Consider the following 26,315-nt stretch of genomic DNA (forward strand, 5'->3'; position numbering starts at 1 on the left):
GGAGTCGCGCAAACCCTGGACTGAGCGCACCCAAAGGGTCGAGAGCCACGTGGGGCTCGGCTCAAGGGGGCCAGGGAGCCCCTCAGGCGGCTCCAAAGCCCGCACAGCCCTGCCAGGGGCCAACGGGGGTGGTCCAGCGTCCTTGCTCGACCGTTATCAGGGCATTCCAACAGGCTTCGCTGCTCCAGCCAGGAGCCAGGCGAATGCTGTCCCCGTGCTCGTCAGTCACCCGCAGCCAGCTCTGCACGTCAGTCTTCGGGCCTTCGAACTGCAGGGTGTAGGTGCTGCCGTTGACCTCAAGGCTTTGGGGGCCGCCGTCCTTAAGCGACCCGTACAGCTCGTAGCCGTCGCAGGGGGCGTTTTCAGCGGCAAAGGGGCGGCTCGTGCTTTCCCGTTCTCTTTCTTCTGAACATTGATGATGGATGAGCATGCTCATGCCTCTTCATCAATAGGTATTCAGAAGGGGCAGTTCGCCCCTATCTTCCAAAAAACGCCCCCTGTCGCACTCCAGCAGGTAATCCAGGGTCTGGCTCAGTCCTTCGTGACCTTCTCGCTGTTTTACCGCCACCATATTATCCAGGGTCTGCTGACTCACGTTCAGCTTGAGCGGCTTCTTCTCTCGCCGCGTACTCGCTTCTCGCTTCATTGCTCCTCCGTGGGCTGACGCAGCAACCTCTTACCTCGCACCTTCTTCTCAACCAGCCTGCCCTCGGTCAGTAGCTCCTTGACCCAAGCCTTGACCAGAGCACTGGGCAGGTTATTCGCGCGTGCGAACTCGGTTGCATTGCACTCAGTCGGCAGTCCGTAGCACTCCTCGAACAGCTCAAAGACAGCTCCGGTGACGACGTAAACCTTCGTCTCTGGGCAGGTCTTGTACTCACCCAAAATCGTGCGATACCGCTTCAGGGTGCTCTCTTCATGCAGTCCAACCCAGTAGCCGTTTACGACTCTGTTAGCCCGCAACCACTCTTCGCGGCTGTACTCCTTACTGCGTCTGCGCCCAGGGCGGTCATCTGTCTTGTACCGGAGGAGCCCAGCTTGCGTTAGCCACTTTGTCAGCAGCTGCCATAACTCAATGAGCTCTCGGTCTAGCCAGTCCTCGCTTCTGAACCGTGCGAGTTCTGGGCAAGCCAGCATTGCTTGAGTTGTCGTTGGATTCTCAAAGCTTTCGCTGCCCAGCCAATCAAACAGAAGACCCAGCGCCATGGCCCTAAGAGCTACTGGGTCTTCCTTTAGCTCTTCAATTCTATCTGTGTTCATCGATGTAACCCGCTCAACGGGATGTTTTTGCTTCGCTCAGGCCACCAGGGCCTTCAGTCCTGAGATGATTCGCTCCTGCTCAGCCACCAGTTCACGGATACGAGCACGGTTGCTCTGAGTATCGAGGTGCTCATCGCTGACACAGTGAACGCAGTCCATTAACTCAGCCCATTGCCCTCTGTAAAACCGGTGGGCGTAGTCAATCAGGTCTAGGTTCTCTCGCCGCAACTGGATGACCTTGCCGAAGTTGGCGACATGGCTCTTGCTGAGAGCCGCAGACTGTTCTTTAAGAGCAGACATTGAGTCTCCGATATAGAAAAGGATAGGCGTATTGCTTCTCCGTAAACCGCTCTTACCTCAGCTGTTCGGCTGCGTAGAGCCGAGCCAGCGGACTCAACAGGTGCTCTTCCTCCTCAGCGGCTTCCCTCTTCAGTACCGGGTGCTCCCCCAGTAGTCGCTTCAGCTCACTGATGGCACCGCCGTTCTCCCGGGCACGGGCTACCGCCGCCGCGACTTCCAGTTCCAGCCCACTCACCCCGCCAACACCAGCCGTTCGCACCGTGCTGCCGGCGACAAAGCGACCCTCGCTCCAGTACCCGGCCACTCACCTCACCTCCTTCGCCAGGGCCATAACGAGGGACGCCTGCTGGCAAGGTTCCAGGCCGTAAACGGGGGCGTAGGGGTCGCTCTCACTCAGCTGTCCGGCCAGGTTCTTTCCCACGGCCTCCAGTAGCGGCAGCACCCGACTCGTGACCGCCGCCTTCCTCGCTCCTTCCCACGCGACCTGAGCCCCCTGGAGCAGGGCGACCGACGCCTTCACCTTCTCGTCGTTGCTTCCCGTCGCTGCCACCTGGGCCAAGGTCGCCAGGGCCAGCTCCACCGCAGCTTCAATCCGGTCTTCAGTCGTCATGGACCACCACCTGCCACGTCGGTGGCAATGAGGGCGGCTCTGCTTCCTCAGTCCCAAGCCACTGCAACAGGGCGTACTCCAATGCCCACCGCTTGCTCACCCGCAGGCCAGGGTGCTCCTGCTGCACCCGTTCATGAACCACCCGGCCGAGGTTCTTGTCCAGCTTCACCACGTGGGTCGTCTGGGTCTTCCGCGGCAGCAGGGTGAGCTTGGGCAGAGTCAATAGGTCCGTCATGCCTCGCCCTCCTGCGGAATGACGCCCAGCTCACGGCCCGCTTCAATCGCCTCATGGATTCGCTGCGGCAGCGTCCTCAAGGTGTAGGCCATGTAGCTCAGCTGCTCGCTGGTGTCCTTGTCCAGGTGGTGAGCCACACGCACGCCACGCTTCACGCAGAGTCCTTCAGCGGCCTTGCCGTCGGTGCAGCGGGCCTTCTTCTTCTTCTTCTGCCGAGCCGGTGGCCCTTCTCGGTGCTCGCCGTACAGAGCTTTTTCCTTCGCGGCAATGAAGGCGTGAGCGGTGCCGGCGTCATCAACGTCACTGCGGCCGTTGTTGCGTCCGTCTGGCTCCGTGCTGTTTCGCAGCACCTCGCTCAACTCCTCGCCCTGCCGTCCTTTTATCCATCCAGCCATACGGTTTACAGTCAGTTTGTCCACTGAATACTTACCCGCTCCTTTACATCAACTCGGCGCCTGACGCAGCCTTCAGGTGTAGTCAACCAGGCACCCAGATGCCCCGTTACATCTCCCCCGGCTTCTGCTCTTCTCTCAAGGAAGCCCGCTACTGGTCCATGGACTGGATTGCCGAGAACGGCATCCAAGGTCCCTTTGAGTACGTGGTTCTGCTCAAGGGCGACAACGGCTACAAGGTCATGGGTCAGTACGCCACCGCCTCTGAGGCGTTTGATGACCGTCGCAGGCTTGTCGAGGAGACCGGCACTCGCTCTTACTTCCTCCGTGCTGTTCGGGTTTATCCGGTTGAGGAGCAGGTTGTTATCGGTCCTGGCCACCCCGAGAGCCGTGAGGACCTGGACCGCTGGCGCGACGCCCTGAGCACCGGTGACGAAAGCTTGATTCCGCAGGAGGAGCTGTCTTCCTTCCGCAGCTGGGCCGCTTCGACGATTGAGAACCGCCCGGAGTACCGCCGCTCGTCTTCTCGCGGTGCTCGTCTGCACGGCGAAATCCCCTTCTGAGCACCCTGCGGGTGCCTTCAACGGCACCCCTTACCTTCATTCCTTTGATGCCCCTTGAGGCACCTCTAATGACCGACTGCTTCACCCTTCAGGCCCCGACGAGCCACGACCTGCTGATTCGCGCCGAGCTGGCCGCCGAGACCTTCACCGACCTGGACCGTGCCCGCGACGTTGCTCTGGGCCTGTGCCAAGAACTGGGCCTCGACATCGAGATTGTTCGCTCCTTCGGGGCGGCCTCTTGTGTTTGGGAGGTCTACGACGCGGCCACCTACTTCTGACCCGTCGTGGACGTTCTTCTGCACCGTGTCGGAACCCATAGCTGGCTCATTCCCGGCACCGACTTCACGCTCGAATACTGCCCAGTCAACTGCTGGTTTGTCGCTTATCGAGACGGCCAGGGGCTCTTCACCGCTCACACGCTGGCTGAGGCCGAGGAAGGCTTGCAGGCGGCTCTGAACATGGAGAAGCAGGTATGACCGTGGACTCTCCACTGGCTTCCCGCTCCGACGTTCTCGAGGCCCTGCAGCGACCCATAGACCCTCGTCACTTCAAGACCCGCCGCCAGGGGGTAAAGGAGCTGACCTACGTCCCCTGGAGCACCCTCGTCCGCTGTCTTCAGCACCGGGCACCGGGGTACTCCTGGGAACTCAAGTCGGTGGCCCAGGTCGGGGACTGGGTAACTGTCACCGGCCGCCTCAGCATTCCCACCGCCGACGGCCCGCTGCTTTACGAGAACGTGTCGTCTGAGCCGCTCAAGTCAGCCAGCCACGCTCCTCCCGTTGAAACCGCTGCTTCCAGTTGTCTTCGCCGGTGCTGTGCCATGGCCGGCCTTGGCTTACAGCTTTGGGAACTGGATTAGACCAAGCTCCTTTACATCAACTCGGCCTCACCGTTTGAATGAACTCAGGGAGGTCAACCCTCCCTGTTCCCCCCCGAAGTCACCTCTGATGACTCCTCCCCTTTCCTCTTCTCTTGACCTGGCCACCCTCAACGCGGCCCGCAAGGTCACCGCCACCGCCCTCAAGGCGTACGTGTGTGAGCTGGAGCAGAAGGCCCTGGACGCTGCTCGCTGCCGGGACTACAACGCCGCCAAGTTGCACAGCGACTGGGCGTTTGCTGCAGACCTCTGTGTGCTCAAGGTCTCGGTAGCTCTCAACGCACTGGTTGTTGAGGCTCTCGAGGCCATGCCACTTGTTCAGGACACTCGCACCGTCAAGCTCCCCGACCTGGGTCGTTCAGACCATGACCGGCACCTGGAAGCCCTGACCGTTGACGTCGCCCCTGAGCAGACTGAGCCAGTCGCCTAGCGGCTAATCAAGTCAGTCGGTACTAAGCCGCTGTGAACACCGGAGTCTTCGACCGCTACCACCAGTAGTTGCCGGGGGCTCCGCTTCCAACCCTCCCTGGCCTGTTCCACCATGGCTACCAGGTCGTTCAGGGTCACAAGGACACCCTTCGCTAGGTCTGCTTGGCTCTCGTCCCATGCCTGGCAGAACTCCCTGCCGTCTTCGTTGTCGCTGCTGCATTCAGCGAAAGCGGAGTCAAAGCCAACCTCCTCCTTCAATGCCAGAAATCGCTCGATAGCCGGGCTGGCTAGGGCCACAGAGCAGGGCAAGTGACCGCGTAAGCCGACCAGGCTCGTACACACCACGTCGTCTTCGGTTAACAGGCAACAGGGCAACGCCAGGCTGAATCCCTCGCTGCTTACCACCGCCTGAGCGGCTGGAGCTAACCCACGCAAATGTCTACGTACTAGTGCGTCAAAGTCCATTTTTTCAGCCAACTCAGTCAGAGTGGTTGCGTTACAACAAGGGTGTTACCGATCAGGCTATGGGGGACCGAGACCAACGTGGGGAGCTTATTCGTGTTCGCCTCTCAGAGCAGGACCTGGCTCGTGTGACGGCGATTCAGGACTACTACGAGCGGGAGGGAATGAGACCGGCGCTGCAGGCGGTCATCTCAGACTCCATTGCCACCCATTACTCGGTACTGGAGGCCCAGGGCTCGGTAGAGACGAATCTGTAGGCGGGCATAAAAAATGGGCAGCCATAGCCGCCCACGAGAGTTGTCCTAACAGTGCCAGACCATCAATTTCGAGACGAGACACCACCCACGTCAGCCGAACCTGTAAATGTATAGCCACGGCTTTGCAGGAAGGCCTTTAGCTCATCCTCTGGAAGCACATTCAACCCCTTCCATGCACTATCTTTGATCTCCTCTTTCCGACGAGACTGGCTGGCCGTTCTGAACTGGAAGAGCTTGTCAAAGAATAGATTCACGCTCTTCTTCTTGCGGTCACTAATCGCATTCGAATCATTGATTTGAGCATGGACTTTTCGAATCAGCTCTTCATCATCAGCACCAAGAACGGCATCGCAGATTGACATCGTAACATCATTAATTGCTCGACTCTTAAAGAATTCATCGATCCGCCACTTGATCAGGTTTTGAGAGTTGCGCTGATACGCCACCGTCCCAGAGCTCGTCAACTCCGCAGCGACCGGCGAGCCAAAGAACAATGCAAGACTGGAGACAACAGAGTAAGTACGCGACTCATCTGTGAACTTCGGGTGAATCTGCGTCAACCTCTCGCTATCCTCGCGCATCTTGCGCTCTTCGACAATCTCGAGACGCTGCTCAACAGTCACATTTTCGTTGATGCGTGCTCGCTCCTTCGGAGTCTTGTAATTCAGACGCTCAGCTTTCCACTCAGGCATGGTGTTGATGTCAGTGGCGGTTCGCTTTGTGGTTGCCATCGGCGTGGCTTTTTGAGGACGCAGAAGGTCTACGTCGACCCGCCACCAGCGTGAAACCCTGCATTCGTAGGGTCTTTAGCCGTACCCGTGCTTCGTGGCCCAGGCTGCGGCTTCAGCCCTGTTGGCCGCGTCTGTCTTGCGATAGATGCCACTGACGTAGTCCCGGGCCGTGACCTCAGCAATGAAAAGGGAGGCGGCAATCTCCCTATTGGTCATCCCTCTGGCCAATAAGGCGAGCACTTGCCTCTCCCGGGCACTCAGCTTGACCTCGGGTTCCTTCTGAGCCGACCGCAAAGCCTTGTCTCGGTAGGGGCCTTTGCCTGCCAGAACATGCTCGAGGGCCTGGAGGACTCCGCCGCGATGAACTGAGTTGATGGAGACGATACCGTCGTAGCAGCCCAGGCGACCCTGGGACCACAGCATTTCTCCTCGCTCGCTTGCAATCAGAACAGCGATGCTCTTCGGGCTCCACTCCTTGATTCTTTCCACCATTACTTCGCCCGCATCGCCGAGAATCCCTGCAATGCAGTCACTCACTAGCAGACCGCAAGGGCGTTGACAACTTTTCGCTAGATCCTCGACTTCTGCTTCACTACACCCTGCACCGACGACGGTGGTTTGCTCAAGACTCCGATGAAAAAGGGCAAATAGGTAGGCCTGATAGTAATCGCCAGACCCAAATATGATGTCGTAGCCAGAGCCCATTCCGATTGAGCCCATAACAGCCATGATATCGATATCGACTGGCTTTACAGGTGCCATACGCGCAAAGCCAGCCATTTTTTCCATGCTACTTACAAACTTATGCGCCAACATCTTACGGGAGCGCCCCTGGAATGCGCCAAGCCACCTCACAAGAACCAGTGACAACTAATATTTATTTCATCAGCCAGGGGAATAGGCCCAGGTTAAGGCGTTGGGGCAGCACTATTCTCAACGTGCTTCGCCATGCAGCCGGTGTGAAGGAGATGGCAGGCCCCAAGCCGCCAAAACTTCACAGCAAAAAGACAGGCCTCGCAGTGGGCGTGGCTCCCGAAGACAAAGGTGAAGCCTTTGATGGCCTTCAAAGCGCGGCTGACGTCCCAGAAAAGCCCGACATCGAGAGGTGTGAAGAAGCAGCCGGCCTGACCGCAGAAGGCCAACCGAGGGTGATAAAGACAGTCTGACTGGTTAAGCCGTTCGCCTATTAGCGCCCACGCCAGCAGCATTGACAGACCAACAACCAGTCCAGAAACTCGGCTCCGCCAATCAGCCGAACCCTGAATCCGCTGCCGCCAGGGAGATTTTGTCAGCTCATAAGCAGCTCCTGCAAACCCCGCGCAGCCGTGAGGCCCAAAGCCAGGGACTGCTCAAAGCAGTGACCGAACAGCGGTTTGAGCGAACGCTCCACGCGCTCGACAGTGCGCAGCGACATCAGCTTCACCAGCGAAGCCCACTCGCGCATCGGGCGTCTCAGCCCAAACCGGCCACGCTCCGCCAGCTGCAGGGGCGAGTCTTTGCGGATCGCCACCACCCACAACACCAGCGCGTAGGGCACGTAGTTTTGACGGCAGAGGCCATCGAGCCAGAAGCCTTCCTCTTCACTCGGGACTGGAGTAGCTGAATCGAACGGGCACCCTGAACTTGACCAGCTGGTGTGCGATGGCAAAACTCTGCGTGGTTCGATCGAGCCCACCAGCGGCGGCGGTTCATTGTTCATTGCCCAAGTGACGCTCTACTCCGCCGCCTTGGGTGTGGCGATCGCTAAGGCCTGCTACGCGACCAGCGAGGACCGCAAACGAGCTGTACTCCAAAAGCTGCTTGGTGAGCTCGATCTCAAGGGTGTGCTCATCCAGGCGGATGCGCTCCACATGCAGCAGGCGTTTTTCGACAGCTCACGGAGCGGGGGGCTGACTTCCTCCCGACGGTGAAAACCAACCAGAAAACCCTGCACCGGCAGATCGGCGATCAGCTGCATGGAAAACGCAAGATCCCTTTCCTGGCAACGGATCACGAGATCAGCCACGGCTGTGACATCACCTGGAACCTGCGGGCGAAAGAGGCTTCTGATCACATCAAGGAGAATTGGCATGGCACCAGCTGGATCGTGGAAGTGATCGCCACGGGAATGCGTGATAGCAAGCCGTTTCAGGCCTACCACTTCTTCCTAACGAGCCTGCGCACCACACCAGAAGCACTGCTGCAACTGGCGAGAGAGCGATGGAGCCTGGAGAGCTGGCACTGGATCCGCGATACCCAGCTCCAGGAGGACAAGCACCGATACCGCGGCAACGGTGCCGGCGTGATGGCCACGCTGCGCACCGCAGCCCTGAACCTGCTGCGAATAGCCGGATTCAACTCAATCCGGGAAGGCCTGCAGGCCGTGATGCACGACATCCAAGGACTGCTGGCGATGGTCAGGCGACAGCCGGCACTTAACCCGTTTTGAAATTTTGAATCAGCCCTGGGCCGTACCCAGATGCAGATCAAGAAACACTTGGTCCGGCGGCGCCGCTGACACCGCAGCGATGGCCTGATCGAGGCTGGCGACCCGGACCCGCATCTGGGGATGAGCTGCGGGCATCCCCGCCACCACAGTCATTTCGTCCCCCACAAACGCAGACTCGCCACCTAAAGACTTGGCTTAGCCGCAAACGCTTGTACAATCAGGAGACACTTTCTTTGCTGCAATGCCCACAACTATTGCTGTTTTCAATCAGCCCAACATCAACGGCTCTGGCGTCGGAGACCTAGGTGACGAAAACAGCAATCTACTCTCCATTGTTCAAAATGAGATAGACAACGGAGGCGACTATGCAATTAACGACTTAATCGTTAATTTCACCGACACCGCAAATCTTCAGACCCAGCTATCTGGATCTGACTATTTCTTCATGACTGACATGGAGGTGCCTGATCCGACTGATGCAAGTTTTCTGCCAGCTGCAGCCGTCACTATACTGCACGATTATGTCAATGCTGGCGGCGTCATTGTTCAAACTGGCACCTTTGGCTCCAAGGATGTAGATTTTCTGAATACAATCTTTAACCTCAATCTTGCTTCGGCATCCGGCACGAGTTGGAGCAAGAACAGTTCAAATACTTCGGGTACTGATTTTGACTCAGGCCCGGCGACTCTTGTCGGCCCGAGTGCAACTGATTCGATTGATGCGTCCTCAATAGCAAACGGCACTTACACGTCATACTATGACGATGGATCTGACGCGAATAGCGTTCTGGGCAAGATTGAATATGGCAGTGGTGCGATCTTATTTGTAGGCTTCGATTATTACGGCGCCGGTTTCAATACAGACTGGGGTCCTGGTCCGCACGTCAATGGATTTCAGAATACATCTGATTACGTAACTTTTGTGCTCCCAGCGATGCTTTCTAACGCCGCAACCTTGGCCAGCGGAGGAGCTCCTGCGGCTCCAGTAGATAGTGGTGGTGGCGGTGATTTTACTTCACCAGCACCCGTTGTTGTTGATAACACCCCCGCCGACCCCGCTCCCGCCGGCACCAACATCCAACCCACCGACGATGACGGTGATGGCCTCCGTGAAGTCGTCACCGCCGCCGACGGCACCACCGTGGATGGCAACCGCGACGGCATCTCCGATGCCGACCAAACCCAGGTAGCGGGTCTGCGCCTCATCAATGACGGCGCTGCCGGCAGCGATTACGGCGCCCTCGTTGTGCCAGATGGTATTCAGCTTCAGGCCGTCACCCTGAGCACCGCAGCAGCTGATGGTTCTATCCCCGTCACCACAGTCGGTGGAGGCACTGTTGTCACCACCACACCCGAGGGCATCACCAATGCCTTCGCGGGGGTGATCTCCTTCAACGCTGCGGGTGTCACACCCGGTGGCACCACAACAGCCACCATCAGCTTCCCCTCCGGTCTCCCTGCCGGCACGGGCAACGCCTACCTGCGCTTCAACTACAGCACCAATCGCTTTGAGGAGTTTGTGGATGCCAATGGCAATCCCCTCTACACCTTCATCGACAGCGACGGTGATGGAACTGTCGACGGCGTCAGCCTCACACTTACCGATGGTGATCCCAATTGGGATGGTGATGGTGTTGCCAACGGCACTGTGGTTGACCCCGGTTTCTTTGGTAGCGGAGAGCGCATCATCACCGGCACCAAGCGCGGCGACAGCCTGATCGGCAATGTGCTCGCCAACATCATCAGCGGCCTCAAAGGCAACGACTGGCTCGTGGGTGATCTCGGCAACGACATCCTCAAAGGCTCCCGTGGTAAGGACGGCCTCTACGGCGGAGAAGGCGCCGATCTGATCACCGGCGGCAAAGATCGCGATCGCATCTACTACACCGATGCTTCCGAATCCACCATCGACCAGCGCGACACCGTGAAGTTCGGCAAGGTGGATCGCTTCGTATTCAGCTCCTTCGATGGCGACAGCACCACAGAAGGCCAGCAGATGCTCTCCTTCATCGGCAAACAAGCCTTCTCCGGCACCGCCGGTGAACTCCGCGCCACGCGCTCTGTGCTGGAAGCCGACACCAACGGCGACGGCCTCGCGGACTTCGCTGTGAACCTCAACGGCAACGCTCTGATCACCGCCAGCAATCTCGTTCTCTGAGGCGTTATCCCTAATGCTGATGCCCGGTCGCCGCCAGTTTTTACTGAGGTGACCGGGTTTTCGCTTTTTGATCGGCCCATGCTTCAGCACTCAATTCCTTTCTCTTACCGATGTGCCGGAACAGCTGAGGTTCTATAGAGCTCCGCTACATCCCGATCGCTCCTGCCCTTCTGCCTCAGTCACCGCAGCATTTCCATTCTCGCATCGGCTAAAGAACCGATTCCCTCGCCAGCCCCTGGACGAGGATGAGTTCAACCTCATCCGGGTTATCAACAACCAAAAGCAGCAGATTGACAAGCCTAAAAGCCCTTGAGACTCGCAGCTAACACCGCGATATCGACACCCTCTATCCAACGATGATAAGTCTCATGGTGAACGCTCACAGAGTGACCGAGGCACTTTGCAGCAAGCGAAGCATTCAGATTCAGGCGTATTGAGCGAACAGCCCAGGCATGCCTCAGGTCATACAACCGAATCTCTTGTTGATTTCTACGCAGCCAGCGCCCCCACTGCTCAACAAGCCTCTTAGCAGTTGAGCTGTCATAAATACTCGGATTCCTGCACTCCCAAGGACGCTGAATATGGGCCAAGTCAAAGTCTGAAGACCACACCGGAGGCAATGCAAGCGCTGTTCGCCAGGTTGGCTGTTTCCCCTTACGTTTCACAGTGAGCACTCGTCCCGTGCCGTCATCAGCAGGTCGCAAGGAAAACACTTCGGCAGGGCGGCACCCATAAGTGGCAAGAGCAGCTGTTGCCCATCCCCATCTCGGGTGCTCTCTCACAGCCTCCAAAAAAATTCTGAGCTCTTCATCACTGGGCAAGTCCCTGGGTGCTGGTTCGTAGGGAGTACGCAGCGCATCCAGCTGCTCCGGCCCTGCCAAGTCGGCCACGTTGGCCAGGCGCTTGAAAACCTTGCAGGCTTCCAACCGAGATCGACTCCCTGGCTTGGTGGTGCTGGCAACCGCAGTCAGCAACTCCATGCTCATCAGGGCACTCCGCGGCAAGCGGCGAAGTTCTGTATCAATACGAGCCCAAGTCCGCTCTGCCGCTGAGGTCCGTACACGACCAAGCCAGAACGATTCAGCAAAACGGTCAACCCAGTGGGCAACCGGCTGCTGCTGGACAGGCTCAACGGGCGACAGAAGCGCAGGCAATGGCTCTTCATCGCCGCCCCTATCCCAAGGCAGCCCGCAGGCCGGATAGGTGCCAGATGCAATGGCAGCAGCAAGGGCTACAGCTCGGCTCTCGGCCTCCAATAAGCCGCCAGGCGTGGCTTTCAGCCCGAGGCTGACGCGTTGACGCTTCTTGCTGCCGTCGAGCTCTGGAAGCGTGCCGCGCAGCCACAGGCTGTCCTTCAGGCGCTCAACAGTGAGGCGCACCCCCCGCCGACGGAGAGCCTGGTTGACCGGCTCTGGGTTGACCAAAAGTTGACCACTTTTGCCTCCAATCCTGGCCCAGCCGAACCAGGCGGAGAATCCAGCACCCCCCAAAACCCCTGTGCTGCAATGGGTTTTGGCTACGGGGCTGGCGGGACTCGAACCCACGACCTACGGTTTAGGAAACCGTCGCTCTATCCGGCTGAGCTACAGCCCCTTGCGGCGACAGCCGCATCGGCATTATGGAGCTTGAAAGCAGGCGAGGTGATCGCGACCGGCGCCCGCGTCGGTTGAGGAAAGTCCGGGCTCCCCAATGGCCAGGCTTGCTGGGTAACGCCCAGTGCGGGTGACCGTGAGGAGAGTGCCACAGAAACACACCGCCGATGGCCCTCTGGGCACAGGCAAGGGTGCAAAGGTGCGGTAAGAGCGCACCAGCAGCATCGAGAGGTGCTGGCTCGGTAAACCCCGGCTAGGAGCAAGGCCCAGGGACAACGGTTGGCCATGACACCCGTCCCGCTCAAAGCGCGCCGCTCGAGGCCACCGGTAACGGTGGTCCCAGACAGATGATCACCCCCGGTCCGGCAACCCCGGCCCGGTGAACAGAACCCGGCTTACGTCCTGCTTTCACCCTCTCCACCAGACCACCTGAACCAGCAGCGGTGTTGTCCTCCCTGATCCACCCCTCCAGGCAGCCGTTCGTGATCCTGGCGGTGCTTTACACCGCCGTGCTGTTCAGCTCTACAGCGCTTCAGCACTACCTGCTGGGCTCTCAGGTCTGGGATCTGGGCATCTTCGAACAGTTCAATTGGCTGATTGCCAACGGCAACATCAACCAGATCAGCAGCCTGCGCAACATCACGCCTCTGCAGGACCACTTCTCCCTGCTGCTGCTGCCGATCTCGCTGGTGTACAAGCTGTCGCCCAACGCCTACACGTTGCTGGCGCTCCAATCGATCGCCCTGGGCAGCATGCCGGCTGTTGCGGCTGACCTATGCCTGCGCCAAGGCATCAGCCGCAGGCTCACCTGGGCCCTGGCCCTCGCCATCGTGCTCTCCCCCTACTGCTTCCTGGTGAATCGAGGGGATTTCCACCCGGATGTGCTCACCCTGCCGCTGATGCTGGTGGCGATCCGGGAGGCTGATCAAAAGAGACGCTGGCTCTACTACCCCTGCCTGCTGCTCACCCTGTTCGCCAAGAACGCCCAGGCCCTCTTTGGCATTGGTCTCAGTCTCTACGCCCTGGCCAAGGGCCAACGGGCACGGGCCGGCATCACGTTGGCCATCTCGCTGTTGTGGTGGTTTGTGGCCACGGAACTGTCGTCCGCGGGTGGCGATCACGTGGGTATTCGCCTGGCCTACTTAGGCGACAGCAAGCTCGAGATTCTCACCACCCTGGTCACACGGCCATGGGTGGTCTTCAACGAAGCGCCACCGGATTCGATCCTGCTCTACAGCCTCGGGCTCTCCCTGCCCTTCCTGGCACTCATGGGCCGGTCGTCGTGGAGAGCATTGCTGGGCTGCACGCCGATCTATCTCACCAACATCATTTCCGCCTCGAGCATCCAGCGGGAACTGAATCATCACTATTCGATCGGCATCGTGGCCTTCCTGATCGGTGGCTGCATCGATGCCCTAACCCACGCCCATCCACCCAGCCTGCAACGGGCAAAGCGCATCGTGCTCGCCACGCTGCTGCTCGCGATGGCCGCTTTCCTGGGCTACGGGCGGGTGTCGTATTTCAGCTCCCGTTATCTACCGCGCCTACAAGAAGCAAAGGATTTCCAGCAGGCGAAGCGGCTGATTCAGCCCAGCGATTCTGTGCTCACCATCGCCAATTACGCCGCGCACATGGCCGGGCGGCCCATGGTGAAGCAGTTGGAGAAACCGGGTTACGGGGCGGTGGATCAGTACAACTGGATTGTGCTGCCGGCAGCGGATGTGCCCATCAACATCGGCGGGAAGCTCAAGCCAGTGAAGCGATCCAAGATTGGCGACACCGTGGCCAGCATCCGCGAGCAGGCCGAAGCCGCCCAGATGGAATGCCGTTCTGCCAATGCGTCGATCGTGCTCTGCTCCCAACCCTGAGCCTGCGTAGAAGCGCTCCGCTGCCATGCCCAACACCCTCACCCCAGAGCGAAGGCAACAACTGCAACGGCTGCTGCAGCGGATCGGGATCGATCCCTCTGCTCCTGCCTTTGAGGCAGCCGATGCTCCTGGGCTCTCGGCTGTGGATGAGGCACTCACTCACACATCGGCCGGCCTAGCACTCAACCATGAGCAGTTGGAGTTTCTGGGGGATGCGGTGCTGCGCCTGGCTGCCAGTGAATATCTCGAGCGCCACCACCCTCAGCTATCGGTGGGTGAGCGCTCAGCCCTGCGCTCGCAACTGGTGAGTGACCGCTGGCTGGCCGACGTGGGCGAGGCCATCGCAATCAGCGATGCAATCCGAATCGGCCACAAAGCCAGCGGCGACGCCACCGCCGCCGCAACCCTGCGGGCGGAAGCCACCGAAGCCCTGATTGGAGCCCTCTACCGCGCCTCTGGGTCGCTGGAGCCGATCCATCGCTGGCTCACACCGAGCTGGGCGCACACCAGCAGTGCCGTGCTCAGCGATCCCCATCGAGGCAACAGCAAATCTGCCTTGCAGGAATGGAGCCAGGCCAAGGGTCTGGGCTTACCCGATTACCGCACGACCGAAAAAAGCCAACGCCACGGCGACCCCCGCCGCTTCCACTGCCGCGTGACCCTCAAAAACGCACCCTCGGCCGAAGGCTGGGGAGGCTCCCGCCGCCAGGCCGAGCAGGAGGCCGCCCGCGCCGCTTTTGAGCAGATCAGGCCTGCTCGAGAATCCTGAGGGGCATGGTCACGAGCTTGTCCCAGTTGCCGCCTTCAAACAGCACGGCGGCGCTGCGGCCACTGATGCGCTGCACGAAGCCCTGGTAGCCGTTGTAGATGGAGGTGACATCGCGAACTACCACGGTGGAGCCCGGCAGGATCGGCAGGGTGTCAGCCATGGGTGCGGCGCGCGCGTGCACAGCCATTATCGAGGCTGATGGTGCGGGGTGGGCCCATGGCCGAGGAGCAAGAGCTGCTGGTGGTGGGCCGGGTGGTGTCCGCCCAGGGCCTGCGCGGTGAACTGCGGGTGAACCCCATGAGCGACTTTCCCGAGCGCTTCACCCGCCCCGGCCCCCGCTGGCTTCAAACGCGCGACGGCGCAGCCCGGGAGGTGACGCTGCTCAGCGGGCGCCAGTTGCCGGGCAAAGAACTGTTCGTGATCCAGCTAGAGGGCGTCAACGACCGCAGCGGCGCCGAAGCGTTGGTGGGGCAGGAGCTAATGGTCCCCGCAGCCGATCGCCCCAAACTCGCCTCAGGCGAGTTTCACCTGATGGATCTGGTGGGCCTGGAGGTGCGGCTATTGGAAGGCACCGATCCCCAGGGCCAGCCACAACCCGGGCGCTGCATTGGCACGGTGAAGGATCTGATCCACGCCGGCAACGATCTGCTGGAGGTGGAACCAGCCAGCGGCGGCACGCCGTTGTGGATTCCCTTTGTGGAAGCGATCGTGCCCGAGGTGCAGCTCGAGGCGGGCTGGATCGGGATCACGCCGCCACCGGGCCTGCTGGACCTGGGAGCCCGCACCGACACCGATGCCCAGGCCGAGGAGGCTGCTCCAAACAACATGCCGGAGAGCCGCTAATCGGTTGCAGGGTTGCGGGCTTGGGCTGGAATAGTTGCAAGCTGAGATGGCTTCGTGCCAAGCCCGCCCATGCCAGGCCTCGTTCCCGTGATCCTCTGCGGCGGCACCGGCACGCGGCTGTGGCCCCTCTCGCGCGCCAGCTATCCCAAGCAGTACTGGGCTCTTGGGGGCGATGGTGACGACACCCTCCTGCAGCAGACCCACCAGCGACTGAGCGGCATTCAGGGCCTGCGGCCACCGCTGCTGATCTGCAACGAAGACCACCGCTTCATCGTGGCTGAGCAGATGCGCCAGATCGGCGTGGAGCCTGCGGCCATCCTGCTGGAGCCGATGGGCCGCAACACCGCCCCGGCCGTGGCAGTGGCCGCCCTGCAGGCCACCGCCAGTGGCGATGACCCGCTGCTGCTGGTGCTGGCGGCCGACCACCTGATCCGCGATGCAGCCGGCTTCCGCAGTGCCGTGGAAGCGGGCATGGCCACTGCCGAGGCCGGCCAGCTGGTGACCTTCGGCATCGTGCCCACCGCACCCGAAACGGGATACGGCTACATCGAGGCCGCGCAGCCCTTAACCAACGCCAACCCAACCGCTGCCAGCACACCGGTGCCGATCGCGCGGTTTGTGGAGAAACCGGATCGCGCCACCGCCGAGCAGTTTCTGGCTAGTGGCCGCTTCACCTGGAACAGCGGCATGTTCCTGTTCAAAGCCAGCGCAATTCTGGCGGAGCTGGAGCGACTGGCCCCGGAGGTGGTGAGCGCCTGCCGCGCAGCTCTCGAGCACGACAGCGAAGACCTGGATTTCCTGCGGCTGGAGCGGGAGGCCTTTGCCGGCTGCCCCAACGTGGCCATCGACGTGGCGGTGATGGAGCGCACCGACAGGGGCGCTGTGCTGCCCTTGAACGCCGGCTGGAGCGATGTGGGCAGCTGGAGTGCCCTGTGGGAAACAGCCGAGCAAGATGCCTGCGGCAACGTGCTGCGCGGCCGCGTGATCAGCGAGGCCAGCAGCAACTGCTATCTGCGCAGTGAGCACCGCCTGGTGGTGGGCCTGGGCGTGGAGAATCTCGTGGTGGTGGAAACCGACGACGTGGTGCTGGTGGCCCACCGCGACCGCGCTCAAGATGTGAAAACGATCGTGGGACTGCTGGAGCGCGAAGGAGCACCGGAGAGCAAGGCCCACCGCCGCATCTACCGTCCCTGGGGCAGCTACGACGGCATCACCGAAGGTGAGCGCTGGCAGGTGAAGAAGATTGTGGTGAATCCCGGCGCCAGCCTGTCGCTGCAGAGACACCATCACCGCGCCGAGCACTGGATCGTGGTGCAAGGCACAGCCGTGGTGGAACGCGATGGCCAGGAGCAATTCGTCGGCGAAAATCAGAGCACCTACATCCCGCTGGGCTGCAAACACCGGCTCTCCAATCCCGGCAAGATCCCGGTGGAGATGATCGAAGTGCAGAGCGGGCCTTATCTGGGCGAAGACGACATCGTGCGCTTTGAAGACCTCTACGGGCGAAGCGAAACACCCGAAACATCGAAAAAGGCCGGCGGAGAGTGAAGCGAGCCCGTCTTCAATGCTGAATCAAGTCAGCATCTCGTCTCTCAATCGCCGAGCTTTGATCATCCATAGCCATTGGGGTTAGAGCTCTGCCACAGCCAGCCATCACAACAAATGTCCTTCAGGCTGCGCCTGGTCTGCCAGCCCAGTTGTCGTTGGGCCTCGGCTGGATCCGCCACCGTGATGGCAGCATCACCCTCTCGGCGACTGGCCATGACATACGGGATGGGATGGCCGCATGCGGCTGCGAACGCCTCAATCACCTCCAACACTGAATGACCTTGACCGCTGCCCAAATTGAGGGTTAGCAACTGATCACCTCCGGCCAACATGGCCTCGAGCGCAGCCAGGTGCCCCTCGGCTAGATCCATCACGTGAATGTAATCGCGCACACCGGTTCCATCGGGAGTGGGCCAATCGCCACCGAACACCTGCACCTGTTCGCGTCGCCCCACCGCCACCTGGCTGATGAATGGAAACAGATTGTTGGGAATGCCGTTGGGATCTTCGCCGATACAACCGCTTGGATGAGCGCCCACAGGATTGAAATAGCGCAGGCTGGCAATGCGCCACCCCGCTTCACTCGCCACCAGATCGGCGAGCATGCGCTCCACCGCGGCCTTGGTGTGGCCGTAGGGATTAATGGGCCGGATGGGGGCCGCCTCCGGTATGGGAACCGAATCTGGATATCCATACAGCGTGGCGCTGCTGCTGAACACCAGCGTGCGGCAACCATGTTTCACCATTGCGGCAAGGAGCTGTTGGCTCCCAGTCACATTGACGTCCCAATAGCGCAGGGGTTCAGCGACTGATTCGCCAACAGCCTTGAGACCAGCAAAGTGAATCACGGCCTGGATGGGTGCCCCCGCAGCTACTCCAGCCGCAAAGGCACGCTCAAGATCAGCTGGATCGCGGATATCACCCTCAATCACTTGCAGACGCCCGGCAGCAGCGGGGCCAGCGAGTCGCGCCACACGCTTGAGAGCTTCCGGGGAACTATTGGCGAAATTGTCGAGAACAACCAGCTGATGGCCGGCTTCAAGGAGCACCAGGCAGGTGTGACTACCAATAAAACCCGCGCCGCCAGTGATCAGGATCTGGGTCATGGCTTGGGTTCACTCCACCGTCACGCTTTTAGCGAGATTGCGCGGCTGATCCACATCCAGGCCACGATGTGCCGCAATGTGGTAGCTCAACAGCTGCATTGGAATCACCGTTAGCAACGGGCTGAGCAGCTCATCCACCGTGGGGACCGGCAGCAGTGTGTCGAACAGCTCCGCATCGGCGCAATCGGGCGCCACGCCAATCAGCTGCGCATCGCGCGCCTTGGCCTCTTGGGCGTTGCTGAGCACCTTGTCGAACACCGTGCCCGGCACCGCGATCGATACCACCGGCACCCGCGCATCCAGCAAGGCGATCGGGCCGTGCTTCATCTCACCAGCCGGATAGCCCTCGGCGTGGATGTAGCTGATCTCCTTGAGCTTCAAGGCACCCTCAAGCGCGATCGGATAGTTGATGCCGCGCCCCAGGAAGATCACGTCTTGCGTGTCGGCAAACAGGTGCGCCAGCTGCTCACAGCGGCGGTCATGGTCATCCACCAGTTCCCGCAGCTGTGCCGGTAGGGCCCGCAGACCAGCCGCCAGCTGACGCAGCTGCTCCGGGCCATGGCCCGTGGCACCGCCGCCGCGGCGTTCAGCAAAAGCCAGCGCCAATCCGTAAAACGCCAATAGCTGACCCAGGAAGGTCTTGGTGGCCGCCACCCCCACCTCGATGCCAGCCCCGATGTCGAGGATCTGATCCACCAGTCGGCCCAGGGAGCTCTCCGGGCGGTTGGTGATGCCCAGCAGCCGCGGCGCATACGCCGGATCGGCAACGGCCCGGCGCCGCTCCTGCTCCATCGCCAGCGCCGCCAGCGTGTCGGCCGTTTCCCCCGACTGGGTCACGCCGATCGTGAGCGTGTTCGGCCCCAGCGGCGGCGGGGCATAGCGGAATTCACTGGCGTAAAACACGCTGGTGGGAATCCCCGCCAGCTGCTCCAGCAAATAGGCACCCACCTGGGCGGCGTGGCGGCTGGTGCCGCAGGCCAGGATCTGGATCCGCTCCACCCCCTCAAACACAGACTCTGCGAGGGGGAGTGCCACCAGGGGGCCACTCTCCGGCAGATGCCGTGCCACCCACAGCGCCGCCGTTTCCGGTTGCTCGTGGATCTCCTTCAGCATGAAGTGGCGGAAACTGCGCTTGTCCGCCACGTGCTCAGTGCCGCTCAGCAGGCTCGGTGTGCGCTGCACCCGATCACCAGCGGCGTCGTAGAGCTCGATCCCCAGGGGGGTGAGCAGTGCCACTTCGCCGTCTTCCAGCGGCAGGATCGTGCGCGTGAATCCCGCCAGGGCCGGGGTGTCGCTGGCGCAGAGGAATTCGCCTTCTCCCAGGCCGATCAACAGCGGTGCTGCCTTACGGGCCACCACCAGGGCGCCAGGCAACTCCGCCCACACCACCGCCAGCGCATAGGCCCCATGCAACCGCGGCAACACGGCCTGCACCGCCTGCAGCAGCAGTGCTCCGCTCGGCTTACCACCGGCCGCCACCAGCCGGCCCAGCTCACGGCTGAGCAGGTGGGGGATCACTTCGGTATCCGTCTCGGAGCGGAACACCACCCCTTCTGCCTGCAGCTCTTCCCTGAGCGTGCGGTAGTTCTCAATGATGCCGTTCTGCACCACTGCCACCCGGCCAGGGCTATCGAGGTGCGGGTGGGCGTTGCGCTCTTCTGGTTTGCCGTGCGTCGCCCAGCGGGTGTGGCCGATGCCGCATTGACCCACCGCGCCCTGGGCCTCAAATCGCTGGGTGAGGTTCACCAACTTCCCTTCTGCCCGCAGGCAGCTCAGCTGCCGCTCACCGTTCACCGTGGCGATGCCGGCCGAGTCATAGCCGCGGTATTCCAGCTGACGCAAACCCTCCAGCAGCAGGGGGGCCGCTTCGCGCGAACCGATCACCGCAACGATGCCGCACATAACGCTGCCAACTACAAAAAAGCCCGGCCAGAGCCGGGCCTGAGCTTATGAGAACACTGCAGCTGAGCCAGCCGCAGGCCGCTTCAGATCCGCCTCAGTAGGCCAGACCCATCGAGCGGGTGGTCTCGTCGCCGAGATACACGCGAATGGAGAGGAAATCAGTGGGACAAGCGGTTTCGCAACGCTTGCAACCAACGCAATCTTCGGTGCGCGGTGACGAGGCAATCTGACCGGCCTTGCAGCCATCCCAGGGGACCATCTCGAGCACATCGAGAGGACAGGCACGCACGCACTGGGTGCAACCGATGCAGGTGTCGTAGATCTTGACGGCGTGGGACATGTCGCCTCGGGACGCGACGCCCAAAGTACCCACGCCCAACGGTTGCTCCTGCAGCTCCGTCACCCTTGTTCATACGGTGCAGGGCCGCTGCGGGCCGCCCCGTAGGATGCGGCGTCCGCCACACCGGCCATGTCCCAGGAAGCGATCTTCGAGAAAGTCCGCTCGATTGTTGTCGAGCAACTGAGCGTTGACGCCGGCGAAGTGAAGCCGGAATCCAACTTCCAGAACGATCTGGGCGCTGACTCGCTCGACACCGTTGAGCTGGTGATGGCGCTTGAAGAAGCCTTCGACATCGAAATTCCCGACGAAGCCGCTGAAGGCATCGCCACCGTGGGCGACGCCGTGAAGTACATCCAGGACAAGCAGGCCTGAGGAACTGATGGTGGAGGGTCTCCACCGCGTCGTCGTTACAGGTCTCGGCGCGGTTACACCGATCGGCAACAACGTTGCTTCGTACTGGGAAGGCTTGAGCGCCGGGCGCAACGGGGTGGCTGCGATCACCTTGTTCGACGCCTCTGCTCACGCCTGCCGCTTTGCCGCTGAGGTGAAGGATTTCGATCCCTCCGCCTACATCGAGCCGAAGGAAGCCAAGCGCTGGGATCGTTTTTGCCAGTTCGGCGTGGTGGCGGCCAAGCAGGCCGTGGCCGATGCTGGCCTCACAATCGACGACAGCAACGCTCACCGAGTGGGCACCGCCATCGGCTCGGGCGTGGGCGGGCTACTGATGATGGAAACCCAGGCCCATGTGCTGGCCGACAAGGGTCCATCGCGGGTGAGCCCGTTCACGGTGCCGATGATGATCCCCAACATGGCCACAGGCCTGACGGCGATTGCCATCGGGGCCAAAGGCCCAAGCACGGCCGTGGCGACAGCGTGTGCGGCCGGATCCAATGCCATTGGTGATGCCTTCCGCCTGATCCAGCTCGGCCACGCCGATGCGATGGTGTGCGGCGGCGCGGAATCGGCGATCACCCCCCTTGGTGTGGCTGGTTTCGCCAGCGCCAAGGCGCTCTCCTTCCGCAACGACGACCCCGCTACCGCAAGCCGTCCCTTCGATGCCGAGCGCGATGGCTTCGTGATCGGCGAGGGTGCCGGTGTGCTGGTGATCGAAAGCCTCGAGCACGCTCAGGCCCGGGGCGCCAAGATCCTCGCGGAGATCGTGGGCTACGGCATGACCTGCGATGCCCACCACATCACCTCCCCTTCACCAGGCGGTGTTGGCGGTGCTGAGGCGATGCGGCTGGCGCTTCGCGATGCGCGGCTGGAAGCCGAAGACGTTGACTACGTGAACGCCCACGGCACCAGCACCCCCGCCAACGATTCCAACGAGACCTCAGCGATCAAGGCATCGCTGGGTGAGCGTGCCCGCCAGATCCCGGTGAGCTCCACCAAATCGATGACCGGCCACCTGTTGGGCGGCAGCGGCGGCATTGAAGCCGTGGCCGCCGTACTGGCCATTGGCCACAGTTTGGTGCCGCCTACCATCAACTACCAAAATCCGGATCCTGCCTGTGATCTGGATGTCGTTCCCAATCAAGCCCGGGAACACAAACTGGATGTGGTGCTGTCCAACTCCTTCGGATTCGGCGGCCACAACGTTTGTCTGGCCTTCCGCCGACTGAACTAGTCCGCGGCTCAGCCCCTCACACCTTCTCCCTACCCGTATCCCCATGGTCGCCGCACCCGTCGCTGGAAACCAGTCCGTCGACTCCCTTTGCGTCAACAGCATCCGCTTCCTGGCGGTCGACGCGATCAACAAGAGCAACTCGGGCCACCCGGGTCTGCCGATGGGTTGCGCGCCCATGGCCTACACCCTGTGGGACAAGTTCCTCAAGCACAACCCCAAGAATCCCAAGTGGTTCAACCGCGACCGCTTTGTGCTCTCAGCCGGCCACGGCTGCATGCTGCTCTACGCGCTGCTGCACCTGAGCGGTTACGACTCGGTGACCATCGAGGACATCAAGCAGTTCCGCCAGTGGGGATCCAAGACCCCCGGTCACCCCGAAACCTTCGAGACCGCCGGTGTGGAAGTCACCACCGGCCCTCTCGGTCAGGGCATTGCCAACGCCGTGGGTCTGGCCATGGCCGAAGCCCATCTGGCGGCCAAGTTCAACAAGCCCGATTGCACGCTCGTTGATCACACCACCTACGTGATCATGGGCGACGGCTGCCACCAGGAAGGTGTGAGCGGCGAAGCCGCCTCCCTGGCCGGCCACCTGGGCTTGGGCAAGCTGATCGCCCTCTACGACGACAACCACATCACCATCGACGGAAACACCAATGTTTCCTTCACCGAGGATGTGCTGAAGCGCTACGAGGCCTACGGCTGGCACACCATCCACGTGCAAGACGGCAACACTGACCTGGCTGGGATCGCCAAGGCCATCGAGGAAGCCAAGGCTGTCACCGATCGTCCGTCGATGATCAAGGTGACCACCACCATCGGCTACGGCTCCCCCAACAAAGCCAACACCGCCGGTGTGCATGGTGCTGCCCTCGGCGCTGATGAAGCCGCCCTCACCCGCAAGAACCTGGGCTGGGAGTACGGCGAGTTCGAAGTGCCCCAGGAGTCGTACAACCAATGGCGCCAGGCGATCGAGCGCGGTGCTGCCGCCGAAGGCGCCTGGAACGCCACCCTGGCCGACTACCGCGCCAAGTACCCCACCGAAGCCGCCCAGTTCGAGCGTCAGCTGCGTGGTGAGCTGCCCCAGGGCTGGGATGCAGGCCTCCCCAGCTACAGCGCTGATGACAAGGGCCTGGCCACACGCCAGCACTCCTACAACTGCCTCAACGCCATCGGCCCCAACCTGCCCGAGCTGATCGGTGGTTCCGCCGACCTCACCCACTCCAACCTCACCGACATCAAAGGTGAGGGTGGTTTCCAGAAGGGTGCTGAAGCCAACCGCTACCTGCACTTCGGTGTGCGCGAGCACGCCATGGGCGCCATCCTCAATGGCCTCGCTTATCACGGCAGCGGTCTGGTGCCCTACGGCGGCACCTTCGCCGTGTTCGCCGGCTACATGCTCGGCGCCATGCGCCTCTCGGCCCTGAGCGAACTGGGTGTGATCTACGTGCTCACCCACGACTCCATCGGCCTGGGTGAAGACGGCCCCACCCACCAGCCGATCGAAACCCTGGCCAGCCTGCGCGCGATCCCCAACATGCTGGTGATGCGTCCCGGCGACGGCAACGAAACCAGCGGTGCCTACCAGGTAGCCGTGGCCAACCGCCACCGCCCCACCGTGCTGTTCCTCAGCCGTCAGGCCATGGCTAACCAGGCTGGCTCCAAGGCCGGCCACGTGGCCAAGGGTGGCTACATCCTTGAAGACAGCAACGGCACCCCCGACCTGATCCTGATCGGCACCGGTACCGAGCTCGATCTCTGCGTGAAGGCGGCAGCCCAGCTGCGCGCCGAAGGCAAGAACGTGCGCGTGGTGTCGATGCCCTGCGTGGAGCTGTTCGAAGAGCAAGACGCCGCTTATCGCGAGAGCGTGCTGCCCGCCGCCTGCCGCAAGCGCCTGGTGGTGGAAGCCTCCAGCAGCTTCGGCTGGCACAAGTTCACCGGCTTCGACGGCGACAGCGTGTCGATCGACCGCTTCGGCGCCTCCGCCCCCGGCCCGCTGCTGCTTGAGAAGTTCGGCTTCACCGTGGACAACGTGGTGGCCAAGGCCAAGGCCCTGGGCTGATCACCCGGCGCGCAGCATCCTGTGGCCCCGACTGAGTCGGGGCTTTTTTCTTGCCAATGCGTTGGAGTCCAGGGCCGTGATTCAGTTAGCAGCCACCCCACTGAGCAGCGAGGCGTTTGCACCTTTCGGACAGGTGATCTGGCCCGAGCCCGACGCACTCGACTGGCAACTTGGCGATGCCGAACTGGATTTAAACCAAGGCCTGCCTCGGCTCTATCTGATGCGGCTAGCGGCAAAGCCACTGCGGGTGCAGGAGCTTGCCGCCCACCGTCAGGTGACCCAGTGCCTGGGCGTGATGGAGCCCTACCCATGGCAGATCGCCGTGGCGCCGGCCAGTCATTCAGCCGAGCAGCCAATCGATGCCACAACAGAGGTGCGAGCCTTCACGGTGCCGCCGCGCTGCATCCTCAAACTGCACCGTGGCACCTGGCATGCAGGCCCCCTGTTTGAAAGCCCAGCAGAGCTGGTGTTTTGCAATTTGGAACTGCGCAACACCAACTCCACAGACCGATTCACCCTGCCGTTGCTCCCTGGGCAGGAAGCTGAGATCAGCCCGTAACCACAGCCGCCTTCTGCTGCTCGGCCAGCACCTGCTCGAGGCCTTCCAGATCTTTGTCAGTGATCTTGGTCTGCATCGGGCAGTGCTTGGGGCCACACATCGAGCAAAACTCAGCCTGCTTGTAGATGTCAGCTGGCAGCGTTTCGTCGTGATACTCGCGGGCCCGCTCTGGATCTAAGGACAGCTCAAACTGCTTGTTCCAGTCGAAGGCGTAGCGGGCGCGGCTCAGCTCGTCGTCGCGGTCGCGGGCGCCGGGACGATGACGGGCAATATCAGCGGCGTGGGCTGCGATCTTGTAGGCAATGAGGCCCTCGCGCACGTCTTCGGCATTGGGCAAGCCGAGGTGCTCCTTCGGGGTGACGTAGCACAGCATCGCGGTGCCATGCCAACCGGCCATCGCCGCACCGATGGCAGAGGTGATGTGGTCGTAGCCAGGGGCGATGTCGGTCACGAGGGGGCCGAGCACATAGAAGGGAGCCTCGTTGCACTCCTCCATCTGCTTCTTCACGTTGAACTCGATCTGGTCCAACGGCACATGTCCAGGGCCTTCCACCATCACCTGCACGTCGTGCTTCCAGGCACGGCGAGTGAGTTCACCCAGGGTCTTGAGCTCGGCCAACTGCGCCGCATCAGAGGCGTCGTGCTGGCAACCAGGCCGCAGCGAGTCACCCAGGGAGAAGGTGCAGTCGTAGCGCTTGAAGATCTCGCAGATGTCGTCGAAGCGCGTGAACAGAGGGTTCTGCTTGTGGTGGTACAGCATCCACTGCGCCAGGATGCCGCCGCCACGGCTCACGATGCCGGTGAGGCGGCCCTTCACCTTGGGCAGGTGCTCAATCAGCAAGCCAGCGTGGATGGTTTGGTAATCAACCCCCTGCTGGCAATGCTTTTCGATGATGTGCAGGAAGTCGTCTTCTGAGAGGCGCTCGATTGAGCCGTGCACGCTCTCGAGGGCCTGATAGACAGGCACCGTGCCGATGGGCACTGGCGACGCATTGATGATCGCCGTGCGCACCTCATCGAGGTTCACACCACCGGTGGAGAGATCCATCACGGTGTCGGCGCCGTACTTCACCGCCAACTGCAGCTTCTTCACCTCCTCGGAGGCATCAGAGGCGTTGGGAGATGCGCCGATGTTGGCGTTCACCTTGCACTTGGAGGCGATACCGATCGCCATCGGCTCCAGGTTGGGGTGGTTGATATTGGCCGGGATGATCATGCGACCCCGCGCCACCTCCTCCATCACCAGTGATTCAGGCAGGTTCTCCCGCTTGGCCACAAAGGCCATCTCCTCAGTGACCACGCCTTGGCGGGCGTAGTGCATCTGAGACACATTGGCTTGGCCTTTGCGCTTCTCGATCCAGGCGCTACGCATAACGGGCTACGGCGAAAGTGAAGAAGCC

Annotated in this window: 35 protein-coding genes, 1 tRNA gene and 1 other RNA gene; 18 read left to right on the forward strand and 19 right to left on the reverse strand. The window is 61.5% G+C overall.

The genetic code is table 11. The features are described 5' to 3' along the window. Positions 1 to 82: 82 nt before the first annotated feature. From KJJ24_RS10865 to KJJ24_RS10895, 8 genes are all read right to left on the reverse strand, one after another. On the reverse strand, positions 83 to 436 hold the full coding sequence (locus KJJ24_RS10865) for a hypothetical protein (RefSeq protein WP_214338671.1): 354 nt from the start codon (positions 434 to 436) through the stop codon (positions 83 to 85). A 9-nt stretch (positions 437 to 445) separates the two neighbouring features. Next, positions 446 to 646: a hypothetical protein gene (locus KJJ24_RS10870; RefSeq protein WP_214338673.1), complete on the reverse strand. Its 201-nt coding sequence runs from the start codon at positions 644 to 646 to the stop codon at positions 446 to 448. Next, positions 643 to 1,260, reverse strand: a complete 618-nt coding sequence (locus KJJ24_RS10875) for a hypothetical protein (RefSeq protein WP_214338675.1) — start codon at positions 1,258 to 1,260, stop codon at positions 643 to 645. Before KJJ24_RS10875 ends, KJJ24_RS10870 begins: the two co-directional genes overlap by 4 nt. A 36-nt stretch (positions 1,261 to 1,296) precedes the next feature. Beyond that, complete coding sequence (locus KJJ24_RS15045) at positions 1,297 to 1,419, reverse strand: hypothetical protein (RefSeq protein WP_256437216.1); 123 nt, start codon at positions 1,417 to 1,419, stop codon at positions 1,297 to 1,299. Positions 1,420 to 1,612: 193 nt separating this feature from the next. Further along, complete coding sequence (locus KJJ24_RS10880) at positions 1,613 to 1,864, reverse strand: hypothetical protein (RefSeq protein ID WP_214338677.1); 252 nt, start codon at positions 1,862 to 1,864, stop codon at positions 1,613 to 1,615. After that, positions 1,865 to 2,170, reverse strand: a complete 306-nt coding sequence (locus tag KJJ24_RS10885; protein WP_214338679.1) for a hypothetical protein — start codon at positions 2,168 to 2,170, stop codon at positions 1,865 to 1,867. After that, positions 2,160 to 2,405, reverse strand: coding sequence for a hypothetical protein (locus KJJ24_RS10890; RefSeq protein WP_214338681.1), 246 nt, complete (start codon positions 2,403 to 2,405; stop codon positions 2,160 to 2,162). Before KJJ24_RS10890 ends, KJJ24_RS10885 begins: the two co-directional genes overlap by 11 nt. Continuing rightward, entirely contained in the window at positions 2,402 to 2,755 is a 354-nt protein-coding gene (locus tag KJJ24_RS10895) for a hypothetical protein (protein WP_214338682.1), read from the reverse strand. Before KJJ24_RS10895 ends, KJJ24_RS10890 begins: the two co-directional genes overlap by 4 nt. A gap of 143 nt (positions 2,756 to 2,898) precedes the next feature. Here KJJ24_RS10895 and KJJ24_RS10900 point away from each other — a divergent pair, with 143 nt between their 5' ends. From KJJ24_RS10900 to KJJ24_RS10920, 5 genes are all read left to right on the forward strand, one after another. Next, positions 2,899 to 3,360 (forward strand): hypothetical protein, encoded by a 462-nt coding sequence (locus KJJ24_RS10900; RefSeq protein WP_214338684.1) that lies wholly within the window; start codon positions 2,899 to 2,901, stop codon positions 3,358 to 3,360. Positions 3,361 to 3,428: 68 nt separating this feature from the next. Then, positions 3,429 to 3,638, forward strand: a complete 210-nt coding sequence (locus tag KJJ24_RS10905) for a hypothetical protein (protein ID WP_214338686.1) — start codon at positions 3,429 to 3,431, stop codon at positions 3,636 to 3,638. A 6-nt stretch (positions 3,639 to 3,644) separates the two neighbouring features. Then, complete coding sequence (locus KJJ24_RS10910; protein WP_214338688.1) at positions 3,645 to 3,836, forward strand: hypothetical protein; 192 nt, start codon at positions 3,645 to 3,647, stop codon at positions 3,834 to 3,836. Continuing rightward, positions 3,833 to 4,219, forward strand: a complete 387-nt coding sequence (locus KJJ24_RS10915) for a hypothetical protein (RefSeq protein WP_214338689.1) — start codon at positions 3,833 to 3,835, stop codon at positions 4,217 to 4,219. Before KJJ24_RS10910 ends, KJJ24_RS10915 begins: the two co-directional genes overlap by 4 nt. 88 nt (positions 4,220 to 4,307) lie before the next feature. Then, positions 4,308 to 4,667 carry a hypothetical protein gene (locus KJJ24_RS10920; RefSeq protein ID WP_214338690.1) on the forward strand — a complete coding sequence of 120 codons (360 nt, stop codon included), beginning with the start codon at positions 4,308 to 4,310 and terminating at the stop codon, positions 4,665 to 4,667. Here the strand turns inward: KJJ24_RS10920 and KJJ24_RS10925 are convergent. From KJJ24_RS10925 to KJJ24_RS14980, 3 genes are all read right to left on the reverse strand, one after another. Continuing rightward, a complete protein-coding gene (locus KJJ24_RS10925; protein ID WP_214338691.1) occupies positions 4,664 to 5,071 on the reverse strand; it encodes a hypothetical protein in 408 nt (135 codons plus the stop codon). The two genes, KJJ24_RS10920 and KJJ24_RS10925, sit on opposite strands and share 4 nt — an antisense overlap. A 376-nt stretch (positions 5,072 to 5,447) precedes the next feature. Then, positions 5,448 to 6,116: a hypothetical protein gene (locus tag KJJ24_RS10930; RefSeq protein WP_214338692.1), complete on the reverse strand. Its 669-nt coding sequence runs from the start codon at positions 6,114 to 6,116 to the stop codon at positions 5,448 to 5,450. A gap of 75 nt (positions 6,117 to 6,191) precedes the next feature. Continuing rightward, positions 6,192 to 6,932: a LuxR C-terminal-related transcriptional regulator gene (locus KJJ24_RS14980; protein ID WP_250544648.1), complete on the reverse strand. Its 741-nt coding sequence runs from the start codon at positions 6,930 to 6,932 to the stop codon at positions 6,192 to 6,194. Between the two features lie 152 nt (positions 6,933 to 7,084). Between KJJ24_RS14980 and KJJ24_RS10940 the strand changes: the two genes are divergently transcribed. Beyond that, positions 7,085 to 7,282 carry a hypothetical protein gene (locus KJJ24_RS10940; protein ID WP_214338694.1) on the forward strand — a complete coding sequence of 66 codons (198 nt, stop codon included), beginning with the start codon at positions 7,085 to 7,087 and terminating at the stop codon, positions 7,280 to 7,282. A 122-nt stretch (positions 7,283 to 7,404) separates the two neighbouring features. Here the strand turns inward: KJJ24_RS10940 and KJJ24_RS10945 are convergent, their stop codons facing one another. Next, a complete protein-coding gene (locus KJJ24_RS10945) occupies positions 7,405 to 7,653 on the reverse strand; it encodes a hypothetical protein (RefSeq protein WP_214338696.1) in 249 nt (82 codons plus the stop codon). Positions 7,654 to 7,750: 97 nt separating this feature from the next. Here KJJ24_RS10945 and KJJ24_RS10950 point away from each other — a divergent pair, with 97 nt between their 5' ends. The 3 genes from KJJ24_RS10950 to KJJ24_RS10960 all read left to right on the forward strand — a co-directional run bounded on the left by KJJ24_RS10950 (position 7,751) and on the right by KJJ24_RS10960 (position 10,702). Then, a complete protein-coding gene (locus KJJ24_RS10950; RefSeq protein ID WP_214338698.1) occupies positions 7,751 to 8,026 on the forward strand; it encodes a hypothetical protein in 276 nt (91 codons plus the stop codon). Continuing rightward, on the forward strand, positions 8,023 to 8,544 hold the full coding sequence (locus KJJ24_RS10955; RefSeq protein WP_250544650.1) for a transposase: 522 nt from the start codon (positions 8,023 to 8,025) through the stop codon (positions 8,542 to 8,544). The genes KJJ24_RS10950 and KJJ24_RS10955 overlap by 4 nt, the downstream gene beginning before the upstream one ends. A gap of 241 nt (positions 8,545 to 8,785) precedes the next feature. Further along, positions 8,786 to 10,702, forward strand: a complete 1,917-nt coding sequence (locus KJJ24_RS10960) for a choice-of-anchor U domain-containing protein (protein WP_214338700.1) — start codon at positions 8,786 to 8,788, stop codon at positions 10,700 to 10,702. Between the two features lie 299 nt (positions 10,703 to 11,001). On the opposite strand, the gene KJJ24_RS10965 is transcribed toward KJJ24_RS10960, so the two are convergent. Both KJJ24_RS10965 and KJJ24_RS10970 read right to left on the reverse strand, forming a co-directional pair. Beyond that, positions 11,002 to 12,081, reverse strand: coding sequence for a hypothetical protein (locus KJJ24_RS10965; protein WP_214338701.1), 1,080 nt, complete (start codon positions 12,079 to 12,081; stop codon positions 11,002 to 11,004). Positions 12,082 to 12,221: 140 nt separating this feature from the next. Continuing rightward, positions 12,222 to 12,295: transfer RNA gene (locus KJJ24_RS10970), tRNA-Arg, on the reverse strand. Positions 12,296 to 12,329: 34 nt separating this feature from the next. Between KJJ24_RS10970 and rnpB the strand changes: the two genes are divergently transcribed. The 3 genes from rnpB (at position 12,330) to rnc (ending at position 14,931) form a co-directional block, all read left to right on the forward strand. Next, an RNA gene (rnpB, locus tag KJJ24_RS10975) (RNase P RNA component class A) lies at positions 12,330 to 12,708 on the forward strand. A 29-nt stretch (positions 12,709 to 12,737) separates the two neighbouring features. Next, a complete protein-coding gene (locus tag KJJ24_RS10980; RefSeq protein ID WP_250544652.1) occupies positions 12,738 to 14,162 on the forward strand; it encodes a DUF2079 domain-containing protein in 1,425 nt (474 codons plus the stop codon). Between the two features lie 25 nt (positions 14,163 to 14,187). Beyond that, positions 14,188 to 14,931 carry a ribonuclease III gene (gene rnc, locus KJJ24_RS10985; RefSeq protein ID WP_214338703.1) on the forward strand — a complete coding sequence of 248 codons (744 nt, stop codon included), beginning with the start codon at positions 14,188 to 14,190 and terminating at the stop codon, positions 14,929 to 14,931. On the opposite strand, the gene KJJ24_RS10990 is transcribed toward rnc, so the two are convergent. After that, a complete protein-coding gene (locus tag KJJ24_RS10990) occupies positions 14,909 to 15,091 on the reverse strand; it encodes an NAD(P)H dehydrogenase subunit NdhS (protein WP_214338705.1) in 183 nt (60 codons plus the stop codon). The genes rnc and KJJ24_RS10990 overlap by 23 nt on opposite strands. A 56-nt stretch (positions 15,092 to 15,147) precedes the next feature. Between KJJ24_RS10990 and rimM the strand changes: the two genes are divergently transcribed. Continuing rightward, entirely contained in the window at positions 15,148 to 15,774 is a 627-nt protein-coding gene (rimM, locus tag KJJ24_RS10995) for a ribosome maturation factor RimM (protein WP_214338707.1), read from the forward strand. A gap of 69 nt (positions 15,775 to 15,843) precedes the next feature. Then, positions 15,844 to 17,322: a mannose-1-phosphate guanylyltransferase/mannose-6-phosphate isomerase gene (locus KJJ24_RS11000; protein WP_214338709.1), complete on the forward strand. Its 1,479-nt coding sequence runs from the start codon at positions 15,844 to 15,846 to the stop codon at positions 17,320 to 17,322. Between the two features lie 62 nt (positions 17,323 to 17,384). Here KJJ24_RS11000 and galE read toward each other — a convergent pair whose 3' ends face one another. The 3 genes from galE to psaC form a co-directional block, all read right to left on the reverse strand. Then, a complete protein-coding gene (gene galE / locus KJJ24_RS11005) occupies positions 17,385 to 18,428 on the reverse strand; it encodes a UDP-glucose 4-epimerase GalE (RefSeq protein WP_214338711.1) in 1,044 nt (347 codons plus the stop codon). Between the two features lie 9 nt (positions 18,429 to 18,437). Then, the gene (gene glmS / locus KJJ24_RS11010; protein ID WP_214338713.1) at positions 18,438 to 20,330 is read right to left on the reverse strand and encodes a glutamine--fructose-6-phosphate transaminase (isomerizing); all 1,893 of its coding nucleotides are present in this window, start codon (positions 20,328 to 20,330) and stop codon (positions 18,438 to 18,440) included. Positions 20,331 to 20,424: 94 nt separating this feature from the next. Then, positions 20,425 to 20,670 carry a photosystem I iron-sulfur center protein PsaC gene (gene psaC, locus KJJ24_RS11015; RefSeq protein WP_006850103.1) on the reverse strand — a complete coding sequence of 82 codons (246 nt, stop codon included), beginning with the start codon at positions 20,668 to 20,670 and terminating at the stop codon, positions 20,425 to 20,427. 129 nt (positions 20,671 to 20,799) lie between these two features. Between psaC and acpP the strand changes: the two genes are divergently transcribed. The 4 genes from acpP (at position 20,800) to KJJ24_RS11035 (ending at position 24,915) form a co-directional block, all read left to right on the forward strand. Next, a complete protein-coding gene (gene acpP, locus KJJ24_RS11020) occupies positions 20,800 to 21,042 on the forward strand; it encodes an acyl carrier protein (RefSeq protein ID WP_010312348.1) in 243 nt (80 codons plus the stop codon). Between the two features lie 7 nt (positions 21,043 to 21,049). Further along, a complete protein-coding gene (gene fabF / locus KJJ24_RS11025; protein WP_214338715.1) occupies positions 21,050 to 22,297 on the forward strand; it encodes a beta-ketoacyl-ACP synthase II in 1,248 nt (415 codons plus the stop codon). 43 nt (positions 22,298 to 22,340) lie between these two features. Next, on the forward strand, positions 22,341 to 24,356 hold the full coding sequence (tkt, locus tag KJJ24_RS11030; protein ID WP_214338717.1) for a transketolase: 2,016 nt from the start codon (positions 22,341 to 22,343) through the stop codon (positions 24,354 to 24,356). 61 nt (positions 24,357 to 24,417) lie between these two features. Continuing rightward, complete coding sequence (locus KJJ24_RS11035; protein WP_214338719.1) at positions 24,418 to 24,915, forward strand: ureidoglycolate lyase; 498 nt, start codon at positions 24,418 to 24,420, stop codon at positions 24,913 to 24,915. Here the strand turns inward: KJJ24_RS11035 and thiC are convergent. Beyond that, complete coding sequence (gene thiC, locus KJJ24_RS11040; RefSeq protein WP_214338721.1) at positions 24,905 to 26,287, reverse strand: phosphomethylpyrimidine synthase ThiC; 1,383 nt, start codon at positions 26,285 to 26,287, stop codon at positions 24,905 to 24,907. The two genes, KJJ24_RS11035 and thiC, sit on opposite strands and share 11 nt — an antisense overlap. Positions 26,288 to 26,315 lie beyond the last annotated feature (28 nt).

Origin of the sequence: Synechococcus sp. LA31 (assembly GCF_018502385.1) — a bacterium.
In the GTDB taxonomy this organism is placed as follows: domain Bacteria; phylum Cyanobacteriota; class Cyanobacteriia; order PCC-6307; family Cyanobiaceae; genus Vulcanococcus.